Origin of the sequence: Bacteriovorax sp. PP10 (assembly GCF_035013165.1) — a bacterium.
GTDB lineage: Bacteria > Bdellovibrionota > Bacteriovoracia > Bacteriovoracales > Bacteriovoracaceae > Bacteriovorax > Bacteriovorax antarcticus.
On the sequence record NZ_JAYGJQ010000001.1, the window covers coordinates 1752694 to 1771648 of the forward strand.

Annotated in this window: 18 protein-coding genes; 8 read left to right on the top strand and 10 right to left on the bottom strand. The window is 38.0% G+C overall.

The genetic code is table 11. The annotated features are described in order from the left end of the window. Positions 1-21: 21 nt before the first annotated feature. From SHI21_RS08635 to SHI21_RS08645, 3 genes are all read right to left on the bottom strand, one after another. A complete protein-coding gene (locus SHI21_RS08635; protein WP_323575951.1) occupies positions 22-957 on the bottom strand; it encodes a phosphatase PAP2 family protein in 936 nt (311 codons plus the stop codon). A 152-nt stretch (positions 958-1109) separates the two neighbouring features. Continuing rightward, positions 1110-1868 (bottom strand): class I SAM-dependent methyltransferase, encoded by a 759-nt coding sequence (locus tag SHI21_RS08640; RefSeq protein ID WP_323575952.1) that lies wholly within the window; start codon positions 1866-1868, stop codon positions 1110-1112. Between the two features lie 57 nt (positions 1869-1925). Continuing rightward, positions 1926-2174, bottom strand: coding sequence for a hypothetical protein (locus tag SHI21_RS08645; RefSeq protein WP_323575953.1), 249 nt, complete (start codon positions 2172-2174; stop codon positions 1926-1928). A 296-nt stretch (positions 2175-2470) separates the two neighbouring features. Here SHI21_RS08645 and SHI21_RS08650 point away from each other — a divergent pair, with 296 nt between their 5' ends. Together SHI21_RS08650 and SHI21_RS08655 are read left to right on the top strand one after the other, a co-directional pair. After that, positions 2471-4588, top strand: a complete 2118-nt coding sequence (locus tag SHI21_RS08650) for a hypothetical protein (protein WP_323575954.1) — start codon at positions 2471-2473, stop codon at positions 4586-4588. Positions 4589-4796: 208 nt separating this feature from the next. Beyond that, positions 4797-5750, top strand: a complete 954-nt coding sequence (locus SHI21_RS08655) for a slipin family protein (protein ID WP_323575955.1) — start codon at positions 4797-4799, stop codon at positions 5748-5750. A 90-nt stretch (positions 5751-5840) separates the two neighbouring features. Here the strand turns inward: SHI21_RS08655 and SHI21_RS08660 are convergent, their stop codons facing one another. The 4 genes from SHI21_RS08660 to SHI21_RS08675 all read right to left on the bottom strand — a co-directional run bounded on the left by SHI21_RS08660 (position 5841) and on the right by SHI21_RS08675 (position 8853). After that, a complete protein-coding gene (locus SHI21_RS08660) occupies positions 5841-6791 on the bottom strand; it encodes a hypothetical protein (RefSeq protein WP_323575956.1) in 951 nt (316 codons plus the stop codon). A 208-nt stretch (positions 6792-6999) separates the two neighbouring features. Next, a complete protein-coding gene (locus SHI21_RS08665) occupies positions 7000-7224 on the bottom strand; it encodes a hypothetical protein (protein ID WP_323575957.1) in 225 nt (74 codons plus the stop codon). Positions 7225-7330: 106 nt separating this feature from the next. After that, complete coding sequence (locus SHI21_RS08670; RefSeq protein ID WP_323575958.1) at positions 7331-7726, bottom strand: PaaI family thioesterase; 396 nt, start codon at positions 7724-7726, stop codon at positions 7331-7333. Between the two features lie 35 nt (positions 7727-7761). Next, positions 7762-8853: an ankyrin repeat domain-containing protein gene (locus tag SHI21_RS08675; protein WP_323575959.1), complete on the bottom strand. Its 1092-nt coding sequence runs from the start codon at positions 8851-8853 to the stop codon at positions 7762-7764. Positions 8854-9081: 228 nt separating this feature from the next. On the opposite strand from SHI21_RS08675, the gene SHI21_RS08680 reads away from it, so the two are divergent. The 3 genes from SHI21_RS08680 to SHI21_RS08690 are packed head-to-tail and all read left to right on the top strand — an operon-like array spanning position 9082 to position 11585. Further along, positions 9082-9498, top strand: a complete 417-nt coding sequence (locus SHI21_RS08680) for an Rrf2 family transcriptional regulator (protein ID WP_323575961.1) — start codon at positions 9082-9084, stop codon at positions 9496-9498. Further along, positions 9488-11230, top strand: coding sequence for an ABC transporter ATP-binding protein (locus tag SHI21_RS08685; protein WP_323575962.1), 1743 nt, complete (start codon positions 9488-9490; stop codon positions 11228-11230). Before SHI21_RS08680 ends, SHI21_RS08685 begins: the two co-directional genes overlap by 11 nt. Positions 11231-11240: 10 nt before the next feature. Then, positions 11241-11585: a glutaredoxin domain-containing protein gene (locus tag SHI21_RS08690; protein ID WP_323575963.1), complete on the top strand. Its 345-nt coding sequence runs from the start codon at positions 11241-11243 to the stop codon at positions 11583-11585. Between the two features lie 284 nt (positions 11586-11869). On the opposite strand, the gene SHI21_RS08695 is transcribed toward SHI21_RS08690, so the two are convergent. Continuing rightward, on the bottom strand, positions 11870-12532 hold the full coding sequence (locus SHI21_RS08695; protein WP_323575964.1) for a hypothetical protein: 663 nt from the start codon (positions 12530-12532) through the stop codon (positions 11870-11872). Between the two features lie 468 nt (positions 12533-13000). On the opposite strand from SHI21_RS08695, the gene SHI21_RS08700 reads away from it, so the two are divergent. Beyond that, entirely contained in the window at positions 13001-13231 is a 231-nt protein-coding gene (locus SHI21_RS08700) for a hypothetical protein (RefSeq protein ID WP_323575966.1), read from the top strand. Then, on the top strand, positions 13228-13638 hold the full coding sequence (locus SHI21_RS08705) for a type II toxin-antitoxin system death-on-curing family toxin (RefSeq protein WP_323575967.1): 411 nt from the start codon (positions 13228-13230) through the stop codon (positions 13636-13638). Before SHI21_RS08700 ends, SHI21_RS08705 begins: the two co-directional genes overlap by 4 nt. Positions 13639-13699: 61 nt before the next feature. Here SHI21_RS08705 and SHI21_RS08710 read toward each other — a convergent pair whose 3' ends face one another. Further along, entirely contained in the window at positions 13700-17302 is a 3603-nt protein-coding gene (locus SHI21_RS08710) for an ATP-binding cassette domain-containing protein (protein WP_323575968.1), read from the bottom strand. 492 nt (positions 17303-17794) lie between these two features. Here SHI21_RS08710 and SHI21_RS08715 point away from each other — a divergent pair, with 492 nt between their 5' ends. Further along, the gene (locus SHI21_RS08715; RefSeq protein WP_323575969.1) at positions 17795-18571 is read left to right on the top strand and encodes a protein-glutamine glutaminase family protein; all 777 of its coding nucleotides are present in this window, start codon (positions 17795-17797) and stop codon (positions 18569-18571) included. Here the strand turns inward: SHI21_RS08715 and SHI21_RS08720 are convergent. After that, a complete protein-coding gene (locus SHI21_RS08720; RefSeq protein WP_323575970.1) occupies positions 18568-18768 on the bottom strand; it encodes a SlyX family protein in 201 nt (66 codons plus the stop codon). The genes SHI21_RS08715 and SHI21_RS08720 overlap by 4 nt on opposite strands. Positions 18769-18955: the final 187 nt, after the last annotated feature.

An 18955-nucleotide genomic window follows, 5' to 3' on the forward strand; every position in this document is an offset into this window, starting at 1 on the left:
GTCGTTAAGTATTCGCCAGATTTAAAAATCAAATAAGGCCACACCGCCCATCGCTCGTCCATTCTCATCCGAAGTGTACAGTGGAAGAAATCTCCAATCTGAAAGTGAGGTGATATCTGGTTCTTTTTCCTGGTTTGTTTTTCCGTGAGTAGAAGCGACTTTTCCAAAAACATAACCGAAGGCCAATCCTAGTGGATAATCACTGACCCAGTGAACTCCAATATTCACCATTTGAAAACTTAGCAGTGTTAGCAATGTAAATCCCACGGGCCTAATCACAGATCGATACTCTGGATAATTAGAATCAATAACAGTCAAAGTTGAAGTCGCGGCCATTAAGTGTCCTGATGGTACAGCATCATAGGCCGAAACATCTTTACTGTAATTAGGGCTAAAGGGTCTCCATCTTCCTCGGTATTTTGTAGCACGATTGGGATCCTCTCTTCCAGTTGCCCGCTTTAAAACTTGCGTTGGAATGGAAGCCGTAATTAATGAATTCATTATTTGTGACCCCGTCTGCAAGGCACGATTGTCACTTGTCACTGCACCTGTAATCGCAAAACTTGCAGCAATCGAAGTTTGCAGCCATCCATCTCCAATGAAGTACATTGTTGATCCAAGATCCGTTGGGCCTCGAAAAATATTTGTGCCCCCGATTGTAATCATCGGTTTCGTATGATCATCATTTCCAAGACCTAATTTGTTTCCAAGGATCTTGGCATGTTTATAAATTTTTTCATCGTAAACGTAAAAGACAACACTAGAAGCGATGACACCACCCCAGGTCCAGAGAGTGGCCGGTTTTGTATTAAAAGAAAATTCCCATCCTTCTTTTAGTGAGCGAGGAATATCTGTGACGAAATCAAACGGGCCTGGTTTTTCGTATTGATCTGAAGGAGTGGTTTCCGAATAAGAGTTATTTGAAAATAGAAATAAGAGTACTAAAAAAAGTTTCATAAAATCACACCCTCGTAAGACTTAAAGGACCACTAGCTTATGCAAGCAGAAGGACTCACGAAGGTAAACTTAAAAAAACCTAAACTTAGAGAAATTTGATTTGGTATAGCAAATAAAGAGCAACTCAGTTTTGCATCTGTCGCTACACGTATTTATTTTATCAAATAAAGATATCTGAAAATTGTATTAGTCTTTTGAGCATTTATATTTCTTTTTGCTTCAGAAATTCTTCCTTTATAAATTTCAATGTTTTTTTCTTTTATAAATTCCTCTTTTAATTCTTCTGCAACAATAAGTGAACGCTCCCAAATCTTTCTTTCGTTTGCCGTAAAATCATGAGAGCAGAATGTAAAGTTTTGCAAAGATAAAATTTCTTGTACCTTATTAGGATTTGCAGAAGAGGTATAAAAGATAGCGATAGTACCGCCTGGTTTTAAAAATCTTCTAAGAGTCATTATGTAATTGTGAATATCATCTACAAAATAAAGGGAATCAATTAAGGCAATAACATCATATTTTTCATGAACTAGTTCTTTAAGATTGTTTAGGTTTCCTACAACGAACTTGATCTGATTAGTTCTTTGTTGAGCTTGCTCAATGGCACCAAATGCAAAATCAATTCCTGTCACTTTTGCCTTGGTTACATCGCTTATATATTCAGAAATTTTTCCAATACCACACCCAAGATCTAGCACATCATGATTTTCATTCAACTGCAATTTATCAAGCAGAAATTGCAGTTGCTCTTCATCCATCATGTTGGCCTGACATAAATCACGGCCATAAACTCTCTCACAGAATTTGGCGTAGGCCTTACTGGTGGAGGTCGCGGCGTACATTTTACTAAATCCTTTAGCGCCAAATAAACGAACCATTGTTTTAAGAAAGATTTCAGTAAATTTAATTTTCATACGGATCTCCAATACAAAATAGAATTGCGATAAAAAGACAAAGTTGTATTGGAAAATTTAATTCAGTAGAGGATCAACGATTTGAAGATTTAATATTCTGGTGAAATGAAGTGGGACGCAGAGATAATTAAACTTAGATTTTAGAACGAAGAATAGAGCGTAGTAAGCAAGGATCGGAGTTAAAATGACAGAGATAAGAAAGGCCGCAATTATTTGAATATCAATCGAAGTTCCAAAGTAAACGATTACAGCAGCAAAGATAAAGGCCGCGATAAAAGTTAATAAATTGAAGAGTTGATTTTGCATGTATATTTTCTAACAAATAACGACGAAAAATGCATCTATTTAGCAGAGAGAACCGTACTAAGACTTAGGGGGCCATATTCGATTTGAACCACTCATTATCCCTATGAATGCCAACTTTTATCGCCTATGAGCGTTTCAAAAATGCGAAGTTTACAACACTCTTCACTGCGGAGAATCGACTCGAGTTCTATATAAGTCTCTAAAATGACGTTTATTAATCATTAAGATTTTATCAAGTTTTATTGAGAGCGGTTATTTGTTTAAATTTTGAACCACTTCAATCCGATAATGGGGTCATGAAAAAAATAAACAAAACACTCTCTCTAGCAGTTCTCGTTTGTACAACAATTATAGGTTCAGAAGCTAATGCCGTCGTTGGGCTTAGTATTACGTCTCCACCTAAAAACTTCTCTGTTACCACGGCCAATCAAAAGGCGGTAGTAATTGAAGGTGTGTGCGTGGCCAGAAGGACGATCATGACCCAGGCCACTGACTCTGCATCCAAGCAGACACCAATTGAGTCGACCATTTGTACTTCTAAATCAAAGTATAAGATGCAGTTGAATTTAACAGGTTTGAAAGATGGGAATATTCAAATCAGAGTTGCTGAGGTTGTAAATTACAAAGATACTAAAAATGCTTATCAAACTATTATTAAAAAAACAGTAGTGGCGCCAACGCCGACACCAACGCCGACGCCGACACCGACGCCGACACCGACGCCGACACCGACGCCGACGCCAACACCAACACCAACTCCGGTACCAACGCCGACTCCAACTCCTACACCAGCTCCAGTGGGAAGCGTAGGAACTAAGATGGGTGTAAACATCGGTTTCATAACTGATTGGGCAAACAACTACATGTTTGTTGATGCTATTAAGACTGCACGTGGATGGAGCCCTGTCGATAGTACTTGCGTACTTGGTTATGGTGAATCTAAGTGTGCTGGATTAACTTATCCCAAAGAAGATGCTCAAGGCTGGCCACTGTCGGATTTTCAAGTCATCCTTATTACAGATGGTGGAGATGCACTAAATCGTCCAATCAAAGAACGTAATCCTAGTTTCATTGGAACTTACAATATTGTTTTTAACGGACAAGCGTCTGTTAACATCTCTAATGGTAGTGGAGTCATTAAAAATCAGGTCTACAATGCTGCAACCAATACGACTACTGCTCAGGCAGTGATGGACGGAGCTACGGGGCAGTTATTTTTAACTTTCCATAATACGAAATATTCAGCAACTGAAGGTGGTGTAAAAAACTTACAAGTATTGCGCCCAGGTTATCCGGTTGGAACGACGAAAGTCTTCACGGATGAATTCTTAAAAACAATTGCTCCGTTTGCAGCTTTAAGATTTATGGAAGCTCAGAATACTAATGATTCGGAAGTGACAAGTTTTTCTCAAAGAACACCAGGTAATTATCCGTTCCAAGGGAGCTGTTCTGCACCGAAATGTATGTCAGGTATTTCGTTAGAATATATCGCTCAACTTGCAAATTTAACTGGTAAAGATATTTGGGTAAACATTCCTCACAAAGCGGATGTAACAGCATACTCAATTGAGATGGCGAAATTCTTTAAAGCGAATTTGAATCCAAACATTCACCTTTACGTTGAATGGTCTAACGAACTTTGGAACTCTATATTCGGACAAACTGCTGACAATTTCGAAGCTGCTGCCGCATCAGTTAAGGCGGGAGATCCGAATCACTTTTCAATGGGTGGCGCGAATGAATGGTACCAAGGTTACAGACGTATTGCTTATCAGACAATGCAAATGAGTAAGGCGTTCAGAACTGTTTATGGTAATGATATGATGAATATTGTTCGTCCTGTCTTTGCAATGCAATTCAATTACCAATATCTTACGGTAGATGCACTTTACTATCTGAAAACGAACTATGGTGATGTTAGCCAATACTTTTATGGACTCGCAGGAGCACCATATTGGCAAGCACCACAAGGCAATTATGTAACAGTAGATTCACTGATGGCCGCGATCGGTTCTACTCTAAATACTTATCAAATTCCGGATTCAGGTAAAGGAACTGCGACTGCTGCTTCTATCGCAAATGATACTGCATATTCAGGAACAACATTCCTTCAACTTGCTAATCACTACGGTATCAAGTCACTTGCCTATGAAGGGAGCTCGGATATGTCTCTGAACTCAAACGATGAAGTGAGTCAGCTGTCTAAGTTGGATCCAAGAAACGGTACTTACATTAATGATTTCTTCAAGCAGTGGTACGGTTGTGGAAATGATTTGTTCATGTATTACAAGTTAGGTGGTGGACCGGGGAACGGTTGGGAACTTTACGAAGACCTAACTCTTCCGTCAGTGAAAAGTGATGCCTTGAATGCACTTATGCAAAAACCGCTGAGTGGGTTTACGACTTGTAAGTAAAATTTTTTAAAACAAAGGTGCCAGTAGACTTTTGGTCTGCTGGCACCTTTTTTTTAGTTCGGTGGACTTAGACAAATATCCCCAATCAAAAATCCTTCATTTTTTATTAGAGCTCATTTTTATTACAAGGCCGACAGTTTCTGACTGGCCCAGGTTTTGCTTTTTATTAAAGTAGAACTTTCTGGTCTGCAAATATCAGGAGCACTATATGACAGAACAACGTTTGAATCGAGCAGGGCCTCTTTCTGGATTAGTTTTCTTGGTCATTTTTTTTGTGGGGCTTAGTTGGGCCGCTTACATGACATATATAAACACATTTTTAAACACAACTTCAGTGGCGATTTTTGTTGTTACATTTTTGGTTGCTGGCCTTATCTCATTATCTATTAAGATTGCTAATCAGTGGGAAAAGGCCATCGTGCTCAGATTGGGGAAATTTTATTCATTAAAGGGACCGGGAATTTTCTTTATTATTCCATTCGTAGATGTTGTTGCTTATTGGCTTGATACAAGGGTGATTACCTCCAGTGTAAACACTGAAAGAACGCTTACTAAAGATACAGTTCCCGTCAATGTCGACGCTGTTCTTTTCTGGAAAGTGACGGACCCTGAACGAGCGGCACTAAATGTCGCCGATTATGAAAGCGCTATCGGATGGGCCTCTAAGACAGCACTTCGCGATGTTATTGGGAGAACGATGCTTGCAGATATGCTTGAGGGGAGAGGGAAGATCGGTAAAGAGTTACAAAGAACCATCGAGGAGCGTGCCGAACCTTGGGGGATTAATATTGTCTCAGTAGAGATAAAAGATGTCTTAATACCAGCAGCACTCGAAAATGCAATGTCGATGCAAGCTCAAGCGGAAAGAGAACGCCAGGCACGTGTCATCCTTGGAGAGTCAGAAAAACAAGTTGCAGAGAAATTTGAAGAAGCGGCGAGAACTTACGCTGACAATCCAGTGGCCTTCCATTTGCGAGCGATGAATATGCTTTATGAAGGATTAAAACAAAACTCTACCATTGTTGTCGTTCCAAGCTCTGCGCTTGATACAATGCAATTGGGTGCTATTTCCGGTTTAACCGCTCTGGCCAAACAAGACAAAGCAGAAAAAGAACAAGCTGCGGCCCGTAGACCAAATGCTAACGTGAACGAGTTGCAATAAGGCCAATAAGGTGCCAGCAGACTTGTGGTATAGCGGTGTAGCTACCACAAGTCTGCTGGCACCTTTTTGCCTTTTTGCCTTTTTGCCTTTTTATTTAAATTTAGGATGGGCAAAGTGTAGCCTTCTGTCACATCCATAAGAGACAGCGCTTTCATCTGCTTGAATATAACCAATTTTGACCCAATCACCATCATCTTGCTTATTGCTGGTATCGTTTACGTAAATATTAAATTTAATTCCATACGAATGATTTTTTTTAATGTTTAATTCATCTCTAAAGTCAGTGTCATCATTTCTAGCAACGCTCTTATCTGTTTTAATCATCATAAACTTTGGAGTTCTAACTTTTTCCCCCACAGCTAATCCCATTTCTGAGATCGGGTAGACTTGTCTGTAGATTGGATCAGAGTCTACTCCTTTAAAAACTTTCATGATTTTTAGAGCAAGTCTAATAACACTTGGTCTAAATCCTAAGCTTGGTTTATTAGTTAAACCAACATCCATAAAACGATTTCTTTGAGTTCCCATTAAGACATCAACTAAAAAGAAATTTGCAGTCTGAACGACACTATCCTTATCAGTTGTTGGAAAAATCTTTCCGGCCAAACCAAATCCTCTGGCATCTCCACGCTCAGTTTCAGATAGGGCCGTTGATGCTCGTCCGATAAATAATCCCGTTGAGCCATTTTTAAAATACCCACTATATGGATTGGCCTTATTAATATTCCATGTACCAGAAAAGCAGGCACCATTTGAATGTAGAAGTTTTTCTAAACGAGGGTAGTAATCATCAGTATCTTTAAGTGTTCTTGTCGCACGATCAAGGAGACGGTTAATTCCACCTCTGATGAACTTGTCACTCGTAACTTCATAATGGGGTAAGTGATTTTTCTCATAACTTTTGATTTCGTTATTGATATGAATATCTGCTGTCATTGGATTTTCACCAAATACAACATTTCTGACTTCATTGAAGCTAGATGCAGCTAATAAGGGAGTAGTGCTAATAAGTAGCAAGCTGATGATTGCAAGTGACTTCATGGGATTTCCTTTGAGATAGATTCGAAAGTAAAATGTCATGCTCTAAGGGCCATGTACACTAATCTTCGCTTAGACGAACTTTCGAAGTCTTTTGAAACTTGAAGTAAATACATATAAATACGGTAGTATACGACTATCGTTTACTTCAGGTACTTCATTCTAGGTATACTGATTCCAGAATCATATCTGTCTGTTGGCAATTAATCTCTTAATCTTCATCAGAATCATATTCATGTCGTCGCTCATTGGCGTATGCTTCGTCTTCATCGTATTCTTCATCATCTTCTGCTGAATCAAAATGATCTTCGAAGTCATCTTCGTCTTCAGTTACATCCTGGTCATCATCTTCCAGGCCATCAAGTGGAGTTTCCTTTTCATCTTCTACTTCGTGATAGTTTCCAAATTCGTCTTTGTAGATATCTTTGTTGCTCAAGTGATCACCTCAATTAATAGTGTTTTTAAGAAACCTCATAACATAATTATTTTTAGCTAGGCTGTCCATCCATTTCAGAGCTTGGGGCCTATTAGTAACTTTAATTTTAATGATTACGATATTTAAAAGATGCTTGACCTGAAGCGATCAGAGTTCCATCAGTTGTGAAGACTTTTGCCTCGGCAAAAAAGATTTTTCTTCCACCACCAATTTTATTACCTTTAACTATAAGAGTGCCTGAGCTAACACTTGCTACATAATTTACATTTAAAGTGATCGTTACAGCTTGCAGTTCTGGTGCTCCAGGAGGAGCGTAAAGACCGGCAAAGCCACAAGCAGCATCAATAAGAGTTGAGACGACTCCACCTTGTAAAGCGGCCTGTCTGTTCATGTGCCACGGTTGAATAGGCATTTCAAATTCTGCAAATCCTTCTTCCCATTTTGTTAGTTCAAATCCCATTCTTTCTAGAAATGGATTGCTAAAGGATTTTTCAATTGTCATAAAATTTTCTCACATTAAAGTAAAAAGATTAATTTTTAGAAAGAATAAATGATAATCCCGCAATTATCAAGATTACATGTGCCCCCAGCGGCCTTTAGGGAGTTGCTGACATTCTGTTGTTGAATCAACAGATCATTAATGAAAGCATCTGGATCCACAGTCTCTGACATTTTTAATTGAGGTCTTAATGGATAGTTATAATAAAGTACACTATTAACCTCTGAAAGTTTCTCTTCCAAAGTCATTTCTGAGTTCGAAGAAATTTTCTTTTGATAAGTTATCAATGCTTGTAAGCGACTCTCAGAAGAGTCAAGGGCCGTCTCTGCTTCTTCATCAGTAGTGTAATCAGTAAATTTATTAAGTTCATTTACAGGTATCTTCTCGCTCTTAATAAGAACATCTACCACCTCATCAGCAGCATTACCTGCAGCAATCCATAAAAGATGGGGAGTCGTTAGATCAATTCCAGCATTGATTAAAGCTAGTGCGATGTCTTGAGACTTATAAAGAGCAGTATTCATAAGAGGGAATGGTGTACCCATTGATGTATCTGGGATATTAGGATTCGCCTTATGATCTAATAAAATTTTAACACCTTCTACGTTATTGTAATAAACCGCACGAACTAACGGAGCAGGGGGAGTAAATGAATAAGGATCATTTTCTTTTTTATCTCTACCATTGCTGTCAGGATCAGCTCCAGCATCTAAGGCAAGTTCAGCACATTTATTTCTTTCAGAAATTTCTTCTTTACTAAGTTTTGCATCAATCCTTAAGCTTGAAAAATCAAGAGATGCATTCAAGTAGATCGTTGCTGCTTTTTTTGAATCCGCTTCATAGTATGGATTGTACATTAGTCCTAAGAATTTTCGACATTGAGACAAAGGTGCTTCTACTGGTGCTATTGGAATTTGAGTCTGCACTTTAGTAGGGGAGACTTCTGGATAAGCACTAGTTTGTGGATCGTCTCCGTAATATTCTTTGATTTTATCGCTTACTTGTTGAGAAATGTCCGTAAACTTTTTGCTTATAGAATCAAAAAATGACCCTTCAGCATGAGCAGGTGATGAAGCAGTAATTAATCCAAATACAATAAGTGGTAAAAAATTAAGCTTAATCTTTAGCATATAGCTTCCTTTGAAAACGGTATTTTTCTTAAATCAAGTTTAGTAATAGCATGCCGGATGCCAATAGATTACGAAGTGAAATCAAGGGGTTGTGAGCAGTAATCCATTTTCATTTATTGAAAAAGATACACCTGCTTAGATTTTAGACAGACAACAAGGGATCGCAATTTTTGTATTGTAATTATAAAAGTTACAATATAGCTTAATGTAATTAAGGAAGTTACAATAATGCTCGACTCACATTTTGATACAACATTAAAAATCATGATAAACCTCGCAGTAAAAAGAGAGGAAGTTCACAGCTCAGAATCACTGGCGCAAAGCCTGGGAACGAACCCTGCTTTTATTAGAAAGATTATGGCGAAACTTTCACGAGCAGGATTAATTCTCACTAAAAGAGGACAGTCCGGCGGAGTCAGCCTGCTGAAAAACCCGAAGGACATAAGTCTAAAAGATATTTATCTTGCGGCCAATGACCGTATAAATATAAGCGAAGTAAAAAAAACGAAATCAGACTGCTCAGTCAGTTGTTCAGCACAGAATATTCTCTTGAAATTGTCATCCCGTCTGGAGTCAGCACACCTGCTGATTTTAAGTAGGATAAAACTTTCTCACCTTACAAAAGATATTAAATATGAAAAATAATAAAGCATTCTTTATGAAACTCCTCAACCTTAGTCGGGAAGAGTGGCCTTTACTTATTAAAGGAATGATCTTTCTTTTAATCAGCAGTGCTGCACTCATGGCCTATCCACAATATATAAAGGCCATCATCGACAATGCACTTCAAACAAAAGATACCAAGGCCTTGAACTATGCTGCTCTATTTGCTCTTGGAGTATTTATCATTCAGGGGATTTCTTCCAGCTACCGCTTTTATTATTTTACATTAGCTGGCGAAAAAACAGTTAAGCGCCTGCGTGTAAAATTATTCTCGCAAATTCTTTCACAAGAGATGCCATTCTTTGATTTTCAAAAAACAGGAGAGTTGCTGGGCAGGCTTTCTTCTGATACTGCCGTATTGCAGAATGCTTTGAGTGTAAACATCTCAATGCTCGTCAGAAATCTTTTTCAGACCATAGGTGGGATTGTCCTACTGTTTATTACATCAACAAAACTTACAGTTTTTATACTTATCCTTATTCCACCTCTGGCATGGCTAGTTGCCGCCTTTGGAAAAAAAGTAAAACACATTTCTAAACTTACTCAGGATGCGCTTGCTGTTTCATCAGGAGTTGCTGAAGAAAGTATTTCCGGAGTGCGCACAGTAAAAGCATTCGCGCAGGAGAAATGGGAAATTAATAGATACGGAGACCAGCTACAAAAATCCTTTAATCTCTCACTTGATAGAATTTCAGTTGTCGCAAAATTTACCGGAGTTGTATCCATCGTTGGATTTTTCGCCATCGTTTTTATCGTCTGGTACGGCGGTCGATTGGTAATCCAAGAGGAAATGAGTGTCGGAACACTTACGTCTTATATTTTATATGTAATGACCGTCGCATTTTCAGCAGGCCTTTTGGGCAGTTTATATACGGATTTCATGTCTGCCTTCGGTGCCGGACACAGAATTTTTGAGCTTCTCGACATAGCTACAGTAAACGAAGAAAACTTTAAGAAACCTCTGAAGAATATTTCAAAAGGTGTCATCGAAATTCAACACGCAGACTTTTCTTATCCTGCAAGACCAGATCAACTTGTCCTAAAAAACTTCTCAATGAAGATAGAGCAGAACGAAACGATTGCGATTGTCGGTTCTTCCGGTGCTGGAAAATCTACAATCGCTCAGCTTTTGATGCGATTTTATGATTTAAATAGCGGAAAAATCCTCATCGATGGCCTTGATATAAAAGATTACGATCTCTATGCTCTTCGCAATCAGGTTGGAATCGTTTCTCAGGAACCAATCTTAATTTCTGAATCTATTGAAGACAACATCCGTTACGGAAAACCAGATGCAACTTTTGAGGAAGTAGTGGCAGCAGCTAAAGTTGCGTATGCAGATGACTTCATCACAACTTTTTCTGCTGGTTATAAAACTCTTGTAGGAGAAAAAGGAGTGCAATTATCCGGTGGACAAAAACAGCGTGTGGCGATTGCCCGAGCTGTTTTAAAAGACCCTAAAATTCTTATCCTTGATGAAGCAACGAGTGCCCTTGATAGTGAAAGCGAATACCTTGTTCAGGCAGCGCTGGAAAATCTTCAGAAGGGTCGTACGACGTTAATCATTGCTCACAGACTTTCGACAGTGAAGAAGTCCGATAAGATTTTTGTTATGGATCACGGAGAGATTGTGCAGTCAGGGCCGCATGATGAACTGATTTTAATGAAAGATGGATTTTATAATAAGTTAATTGAAAAACAATTTAACAACTAAGAGAGGATTTATGAACCGTAAAGTATTACCAGAAACGAGAGTGCATCCAGAGGCCTTAAAATTTATTTCAAACAATAACATTGATGTCGTTCAGGAAGTTATCAATGTTGTTGAGAAAAATAAAATTGTTGTGGTTGGAATGGGGCAGAACCCAGTTGTGAAAAAAGCAAGGAAAGTTCTTGAAGAGCAGAAGTTAGAGTATACATACCTTTCATACGGGAATTATTTTTCTAAGTGGAAGCAGCGTTTGGCGATTAAGCTTTGGAGTGGGTGGCCGACGTATCCGCAGGTGTTTGTTGATGGTACTCTGATTGGTGGATGTGATGAATTGATTAAGTTTTTGAAATTGAAGTAGAGAATTTAGATAGATCTTTTTGAGTAGGTTCCAGATCTGCAAGAAAATATTTTGCCTGGAACCTAGATTAAGTCTGTATCTTGAAATTTATTCATTGCTAGGTTTTTTTGCCCTACTTTTCCATAACAAATATGCCATAGCAACTGCAGGCACAAAGATTAGACCAGCATAAATAAAAGAAAAAAGCTTCATATTATACTTCCAATTCTGCAAAATTAATGCGGATCCAATAAAAGAAAAGTAGTTTCTTTGGTAGTTTCATTTTTTAATAACCCCTTTGTAAATTACAGTTGAATCGGTTTTTTTATAAATACTGTATTTCTATAAGTCTCATCCCCGCGCCAAAGAAGCTGAGGTGCATTTGTACTATAAACCCAAAATTTAGCACCTTTTCCTACAGAAGCTGATTGAGCTGAAGCAAGTAGGACATTCCATAAGTTTTTCTTACGATATGCTTTATTAATTGATCCGCACATTAAATAAGCACCACTATTTTTTACTGCTATTAAAACAGCACCAAGAACTTTGTCATTTTTACAAATTAAAACAGACAATACATCCTTCTCAACATTCTTCATCATTTTATTAAATGTTTTCATGAAAACGTCATCACAAGAAAAATTGTCTTCCATTGTTTTTAAAAAACCTGGATAAATAGATTTATCAAAATAATTTCCTATTTTAACTTGAATACCTTTTGGAATTTCTAGATTGATTGGATTTCTCCAAAAGTTGAGACTACTTTCATGGACATTAGTGCTCCATCCTTCATTTTTGAGTTTCAAAATTATCTTTTTATCGACCGGAGCATTACCCTTAGTCAGAAGATTGAAATAAGGATATTTTGCATTGAAAGGAGATTTAGAAACTGGTTTTTTAAACATTGTTTCAATTTTTGGAATATCTTTTTCCCAAGATTTTTGATTAGAAATCATAACTGGAGTCATCGCAGAGTTTCTCCAGAAGGGACAATTGTAATACTCAAAAGAATTTCCAATTTTTAATTTCTTGTCACCCAAAGCAGAGTAGCAATCAAGGATTTGTTGGATAGTCTCAGGTGTTGCGAATTTATTCATGGCTTAATCTCTATTAAATTACTAATAGGATAGATTCTAAACTAACTAAGAATAGTTTTGATAAAAATAAATTATTAGGGGTTATGAAAGAAGAGACAAATGGTACATATATGTTAATGATCTTTGAATTGGAAAGGCCTTTTCATCGCTGAATTATCTCACTGAAAATCTATTATAATTGTCTATTAATCTAGAAATTTAAGCTAAGTTCGTCTGCAGTCTAGTGCTGGCCATTCTGCTATTGTATTGATTTTTCATCCATTTTAGCTCTGAATGGACGTATTTCTAATAGATGCAAAAAGCATCATTTTGATGTATAATGAATCAAAAGGAGGCCTTATGAGCAAAGCTAGAACTGTGAGATTTGATGAAGATGTTGACCCATTGGTAGATCGTTTCGTAGAAAAAAATGACATCAATTTTAATAAGCTGGTGAACCTTGCTGTTAAAGAATTTATTTCTAAGCCACACACGATTGAGCTTGAGCCTGTTACAGCGGATGAGTGGGATAAGAATATGAAGAAGGCCTATAAGAAAAATAAAAAGGCCATGGATGAATTAGCAAAATGAAGATTAAGGTTCCGACTGTCGAGAACGTCATACAGACTAATAAGTTTGTCTGTAATGAAAAAGGACAGATTTCACATCTATTAGATCGAGGAAAAATTGAAAGTGCGATCAGTACTGCATTTTATCCTGGGTCTGAGCCTTTTGAAAATGGAGGTGTCGCTAGACTTGCTGGATCACTTTGCTTTTACTTAACAAAGATTCATGCATTTTTAGATGGCAATAAGCGGACTGCTACTTTAGCGGCCATTATTTTTATGAATGCAAATGGATGGGACCTGTCTTACCCAGATAATGATGAAGATGAGTTTTCCGAACTTGCAAAAATTATAAACCAAGCTGCTGCAAGTGAGATTTCTAGAGGAGAGTTAATAGAATGGTTTGAGCTGCATAAAATTTTAATTGATTAAGGATAAAATTTTATGCATTGAAGTACTCTCGAACCATCTCATTATATCCTGCAATACTAAATCAAGCGACAACCCGGCCATCATTCAACGTAATAACCTGATCACAATGCGCGGCTGAACTCGGCCTATGAGCAATAATAATTGCAGTCCTTCCAATAAACGCCGTCTGTATCGTATCCTGAATCAAAGCATCCGTTTCAACATCCACACTAGCAGTCGCTTCATCCAGAATAATAATTTTCGTATTAGCAATCAAGGCACGAGCAAGACACAACAACTGCCTCTGCCCAACACTAAAGTTCAATCCATTCTCATGAACAATTGTCTCTAAGCCTGATGGAAGACTTCTCACAAGTGCTGCCATATGCGATTTTTCCAGAGCACTCCAAATAACCTCATCGCTATATTCATAATTTCTATCTAAGTTCTCGCGTAACGATCCTATAACGAGAGTCGGCTCTTGAGGAACATAAGCAATAGACTGACGAAGTCTCGCCAAAGGAATTGTTTGAACATCCACACCATCAATCAAAATTTTTCCTTTCTCAGAAAGAAAGTTTCTACTGATCGCTTGGATAATACTACTTTTCCCAGATCCCGTTCTCCCCATTAGAGCAGCGTGCTTCCCACCTTGAATCTTAAAATCTACACTTTTTAAAATCCATGGAAGATCTATATTGTAACGGGCCCATACGCCTGCAAATTCAACTGTTCCAACTGTCGGCCAGACGGCATCTGGGCGAAGAGCAGGTTCGTGATTAATAGAAGGCTCAGGACTTAATAATGAGACATCATGTAAGCGCTCAACTGAGACCATCGCATTTTCAATTTCAGAAGTTCCACGAGAAATCGATTTTAAGTTTCCTAAAAACTCATTAGAGAAAACGAGAATTAATCCGGCCAGGGCGGCATCAATCATTTTATTATGTGATAAATAAATTAAACTCGCCGTCGTTGTCCCGACAAAAATAGTGGCAAGAATCCCCAGGTGAACGTCGGTGTAACATTTCATATAACGAGCACTGATAGAAACTCGTTGGGCCGTACGGATTTTTTCGACAAAGTTAGTTGAAAATTCTTCAACACGATTATGACTTCTGATCGCTGTTCTACCACGGATGCATTCACGGAAAAAAGCAAACATCGGGCTTCGGCTTATAGAAGATAGGCGAGCGAGGTCTCTTGATGCTGGCTGAGTGAAAAGAAAAAATCTCATATAAGCAAATAGAGTAGGAATCGCGGCCAATGTCATGAAAGGGACATTCCAGCATATAAATCCGATTTTAAAAATCATATTTAAAATGGCATCGAGGTAACGAGAAATAAATCGTGATAGCGAAGACTCGATTCTCTCCAGGTCGACAGAAAAACGATTGAGAATTCTTCCCGATGGATTCACATCAAAGTAGCGTAGTGGTGAAGCTAAAATTGCAGAAAAAGCACGCTTATGAATTCTGTTGGCAGCGTGAATCACTGTCATCGTCGATGTCCTGTCACCCCAATACGACATGAAGAGAGCACACAAAGCTATCGCTGCATAAATTCCCCAGCCAATAGCAGGAGAGAATTGTGAAGATACAGAAGAATTGGCCCAGTTCTTTAACCAGAAATTCTGAAGCAGAGTGAGGATATTGGCCGAACAAAGAATAACAGCGAGAGAAATCGCCTTGTTTTTCCAATCAGCGCCGTCACCAAACGAATGTAAAAAATTCTTATAGACGTTGCTGCGAACTCGACCGATCCTTCTGTCTTCGACAGTTGTAAATTCAGTCGGAGTGGCCTCTTCTTCAGTTTCTTCATTAACATGAACAGCAACAGGAGTTTCAACATGATCATGTTGAGATTTAAGTTCACTCTCTATAAAAGTTCTAAACTCCGGATTCGTTGCGACCAGGTCATGGTAAGTTCCCATGGCCGAAATTGTTCCATTTTCCAGGAAAAGAATATTATCAAATCTTGGAAGTGAGTTAAGTCTGTGAGTCACACAAATTCTTGTTTTGTCTGACCAGTGATTAAAAAGCAGCTGATTCGAAATAAACATTTCTGTTTTTACATCGAGAGCACTGAAAGGATCATCAAGAAGAATAATTTCCGGATTCATCACCACAGCACGGACCATTGAAAGTCGCTGCTTTTGCCCACCTGAAAGATTGATTCCGTGTTCACCAATTTCAGTGTCCAATCCGTGAGGCATTAACGCCAGGTCGGGTTGGAAGGCGCAAAGTTTGATAGCTTCATCGATGAGAGATTTATCTAAATTATTTTTTCCGAACTCAATGTTTTTTCTAACGGTATCGTTCATGATAAAAGGCTGCTGAGGAACATAAGCAATACGCTTATTCTGCTCTTGCATCCAGACTTTTCCATGCCCTTGCATTTCACCAATCAAAGTTTCAAGCAGAATTGATTTTCCACTTCCGACTCTTCCTACGATCGCAAGACTTTTTCCATTTTCAACGATGAATGAAATATTTTGCAGTATAGATTTGCCATCGATAGAGACATCTAATGATGAAGTCCCTGTGTTGGTTTTATTTTGATCTCTTAATTTTTGCTCTTCTTCTGAAATTTCTTCCAGCGAAAAGAAATCAATTAATCTTTGGGCCGAAGCAAGAGTCTTCGCAAAAACAGTGATGACATCTTTAAGAATTAAAAATGGCATAGGCAAATCAGCATAGATAACGAGTGCTGCAAAAACTTTTGCCGGTGTCAGCACATTTCCCATTGCTACATAAAGACCGAATCCAATAATCGCGGCCATTGTGGCCGAGCCCATAAATATGAGAGATCCAAAGGCCGAAAGAAGCGTGCGCTTTTCTAAACTTTGAAGTTCTGCATCTCTTAGACTCAAACAATCCTTAGTCGTCGCTTTTTCCCAGACAAAAGATTTAATCACTCGAATCCCAGTGATCACTTGAGACATATAAGTGACGCGCTCATCACGTCTCTTCATCAACTCAAATTCATATTCACGGGATTTTTTCGAAATGTATTTTGCCAGCGGAATAACTAAAGCAAGAACAAAAACGCTGATTGCTCCGGGCATTCCTAGAAATTTATGAAGAAGATAAGTCGCAATAATAAGGTGAGTGATAACTCCGAGACAGTCCGCAATTCTCTCTACAAGATTCGTGACCGAGTCCACATCAACTTCAAGACGATTAATTAAATCTCCCGACGGGCATTTCTGACGACTTTCAAAGTTTAAAGCAAAGGCCTTTCGCAAAACTTCTTTCTGCAGGCCATGTGTCATCTTTATTTTCGCTTTCATGAAGGTCATCATGTACTGAGCGAACACCAGGATGGTCATCATTGATGAAAGAGAAAAAACCACTCCCCATAATCCGGCCGTTCTAATGTCATCTTGAGCAACCGCAGTCAGATAAGAGTGAATCGCAAGAGCGGTAAGACCACCCATGGCCTCGTTCCATTGAAAAAGCATGACGGTTTTAAACGTCGCCATTTTTTGCTTACGCAATTGAACCCACAAAAATTTTAAGCGTGGGTGCTTTTCGTGGCCCAGATTGAATTCATTCGGCAGGAATGCTGAATTTTTAATATCGTCAGGTAGAGGAATAAGATCGTCGATCTGAAGAGGGCGACGACGAGCAAGCCTGGAAAGATTAAAAGCTTTCCAAAAGAATAGAGTTTGCAGCCAAACCATAACTCGTGTGTCCTTAATAAATTAATAATGGAAGAGCAAAAAAATGGTGCCCGAGACGAGATTCCCGAAGGCCATCTTACAGCCATCAATCCTTAACAAGTCATCTCAATAAAGTATAATAATATTAATGTATTTGGAAATATAATTGAGTTATCTATTGAAATTGTTATTTTTCATCATCAAACATTTCGATCACAGGGTCTTCATATTTTCTTATTAAGAACATAGTTTTATGACCTTTAATTAATTCATGAATTTTTAACTCTTAATTTAGGTATAGTTGTTAAAAAATAAGTAGGGTATCTCACATACCAACAACTAAAGTTCCAGGCATCTTCAAACTGCCAGTGCAAGAAGACAAGTGGGCTGGCTGGAACCTTTCACAGAAAATGGGATCATATTTCTCTATGTTAATGGAGTGAAAAGGTAGGACATTTGTGACCGTATTAAGAAAGATTAAAACAAAAAGTCCAATATCCCGATAAATAAAGAATGAAAATTTTATTTATTTTCTTATTCTCATTTTTTTATTTCAGCGATGCTTACACGCAAGTTAATACTGAAAGAACTAAAGTCTTTTTTAAGACTCTAGAAAATATCGGTGTGCCTCCAATTGCTTGCGATACAAAGTTTGGATTAGCAACGACGACCGTAGTGCCTGTTGACTTCAAAACGGTAAAGCTAAACGTCAGCTCAAAAAGATTAGAAAATTATGAGGGAGTCAAGGTAAGTGTTCTATCAAAAGAAGAGGCACAAAAACTTTTTGATAGCTTTAAAGAGCTAAGATATATTCCTTCTAAATACTTGGAGGATGGATGTTACGCCCGTGCACATGAGCTTGCATTAATCGCAAAAAATAATGGCATAACTCTAGGTAAGGCATTCCTTTTACCTAACAAAGATGGTGATCTTCTTTATCCTAAAAACATAAAGGCGAATGATCCAGATAGGTTTGCAAAGAGTTTTAATGGTTGGAAGTATCATGCAAATGCTTTTGTCTTAGTTCAAAATGGTGACAAAGTTGAACCCTATGTCTTTGATCTTGGCGTTTCAGAAAAAATTCAAAGTTTCGATGAATGGAAGAATAATCTTGCTCATTCTCCTAAGGAAAGTCGAATCATTACAAAGCCTGCGGCTTCTATCTTTCATGACAGTTCGTTCTCATCTCCTGATTTAAGTATTATTGATAGTTTGGTAGAGACTCAAAAAACAATCGATGAGCTTGGTATGGATGAATATCTCTTTCGGCTAGAGAGTGGCTGGCTTTAATAATGTGGAGGAACATCGTCCTCTAACGTTCTAGTAGACTGTGCATTACCATCGATAGAAATTTTCAAGTTTTGAATCTCTTTGATTAATTTATCGATGAGCTGCTGCTGATCGGAAACCATTTTATTCAACTCATCTACAAGAAAATCTTGGTGAGAGAATTTAATTTCAAGGGCCGTTAAACGTTCTTCAATCATAAATACCTCTGTAATTTTCCTTTTAATGTATGTTTTTTTAACAAATAGAGCAGACTAAAACTAGATAAGAATAGTTTTGATAAAAAATAATAACTATGGATAATAGAAGAAGAGAAAAAATGGTGCCCGAGACGAGAATCCCGGCTTCACTTTTTTACTATCACAACAGATCACTTTAATTATCAAA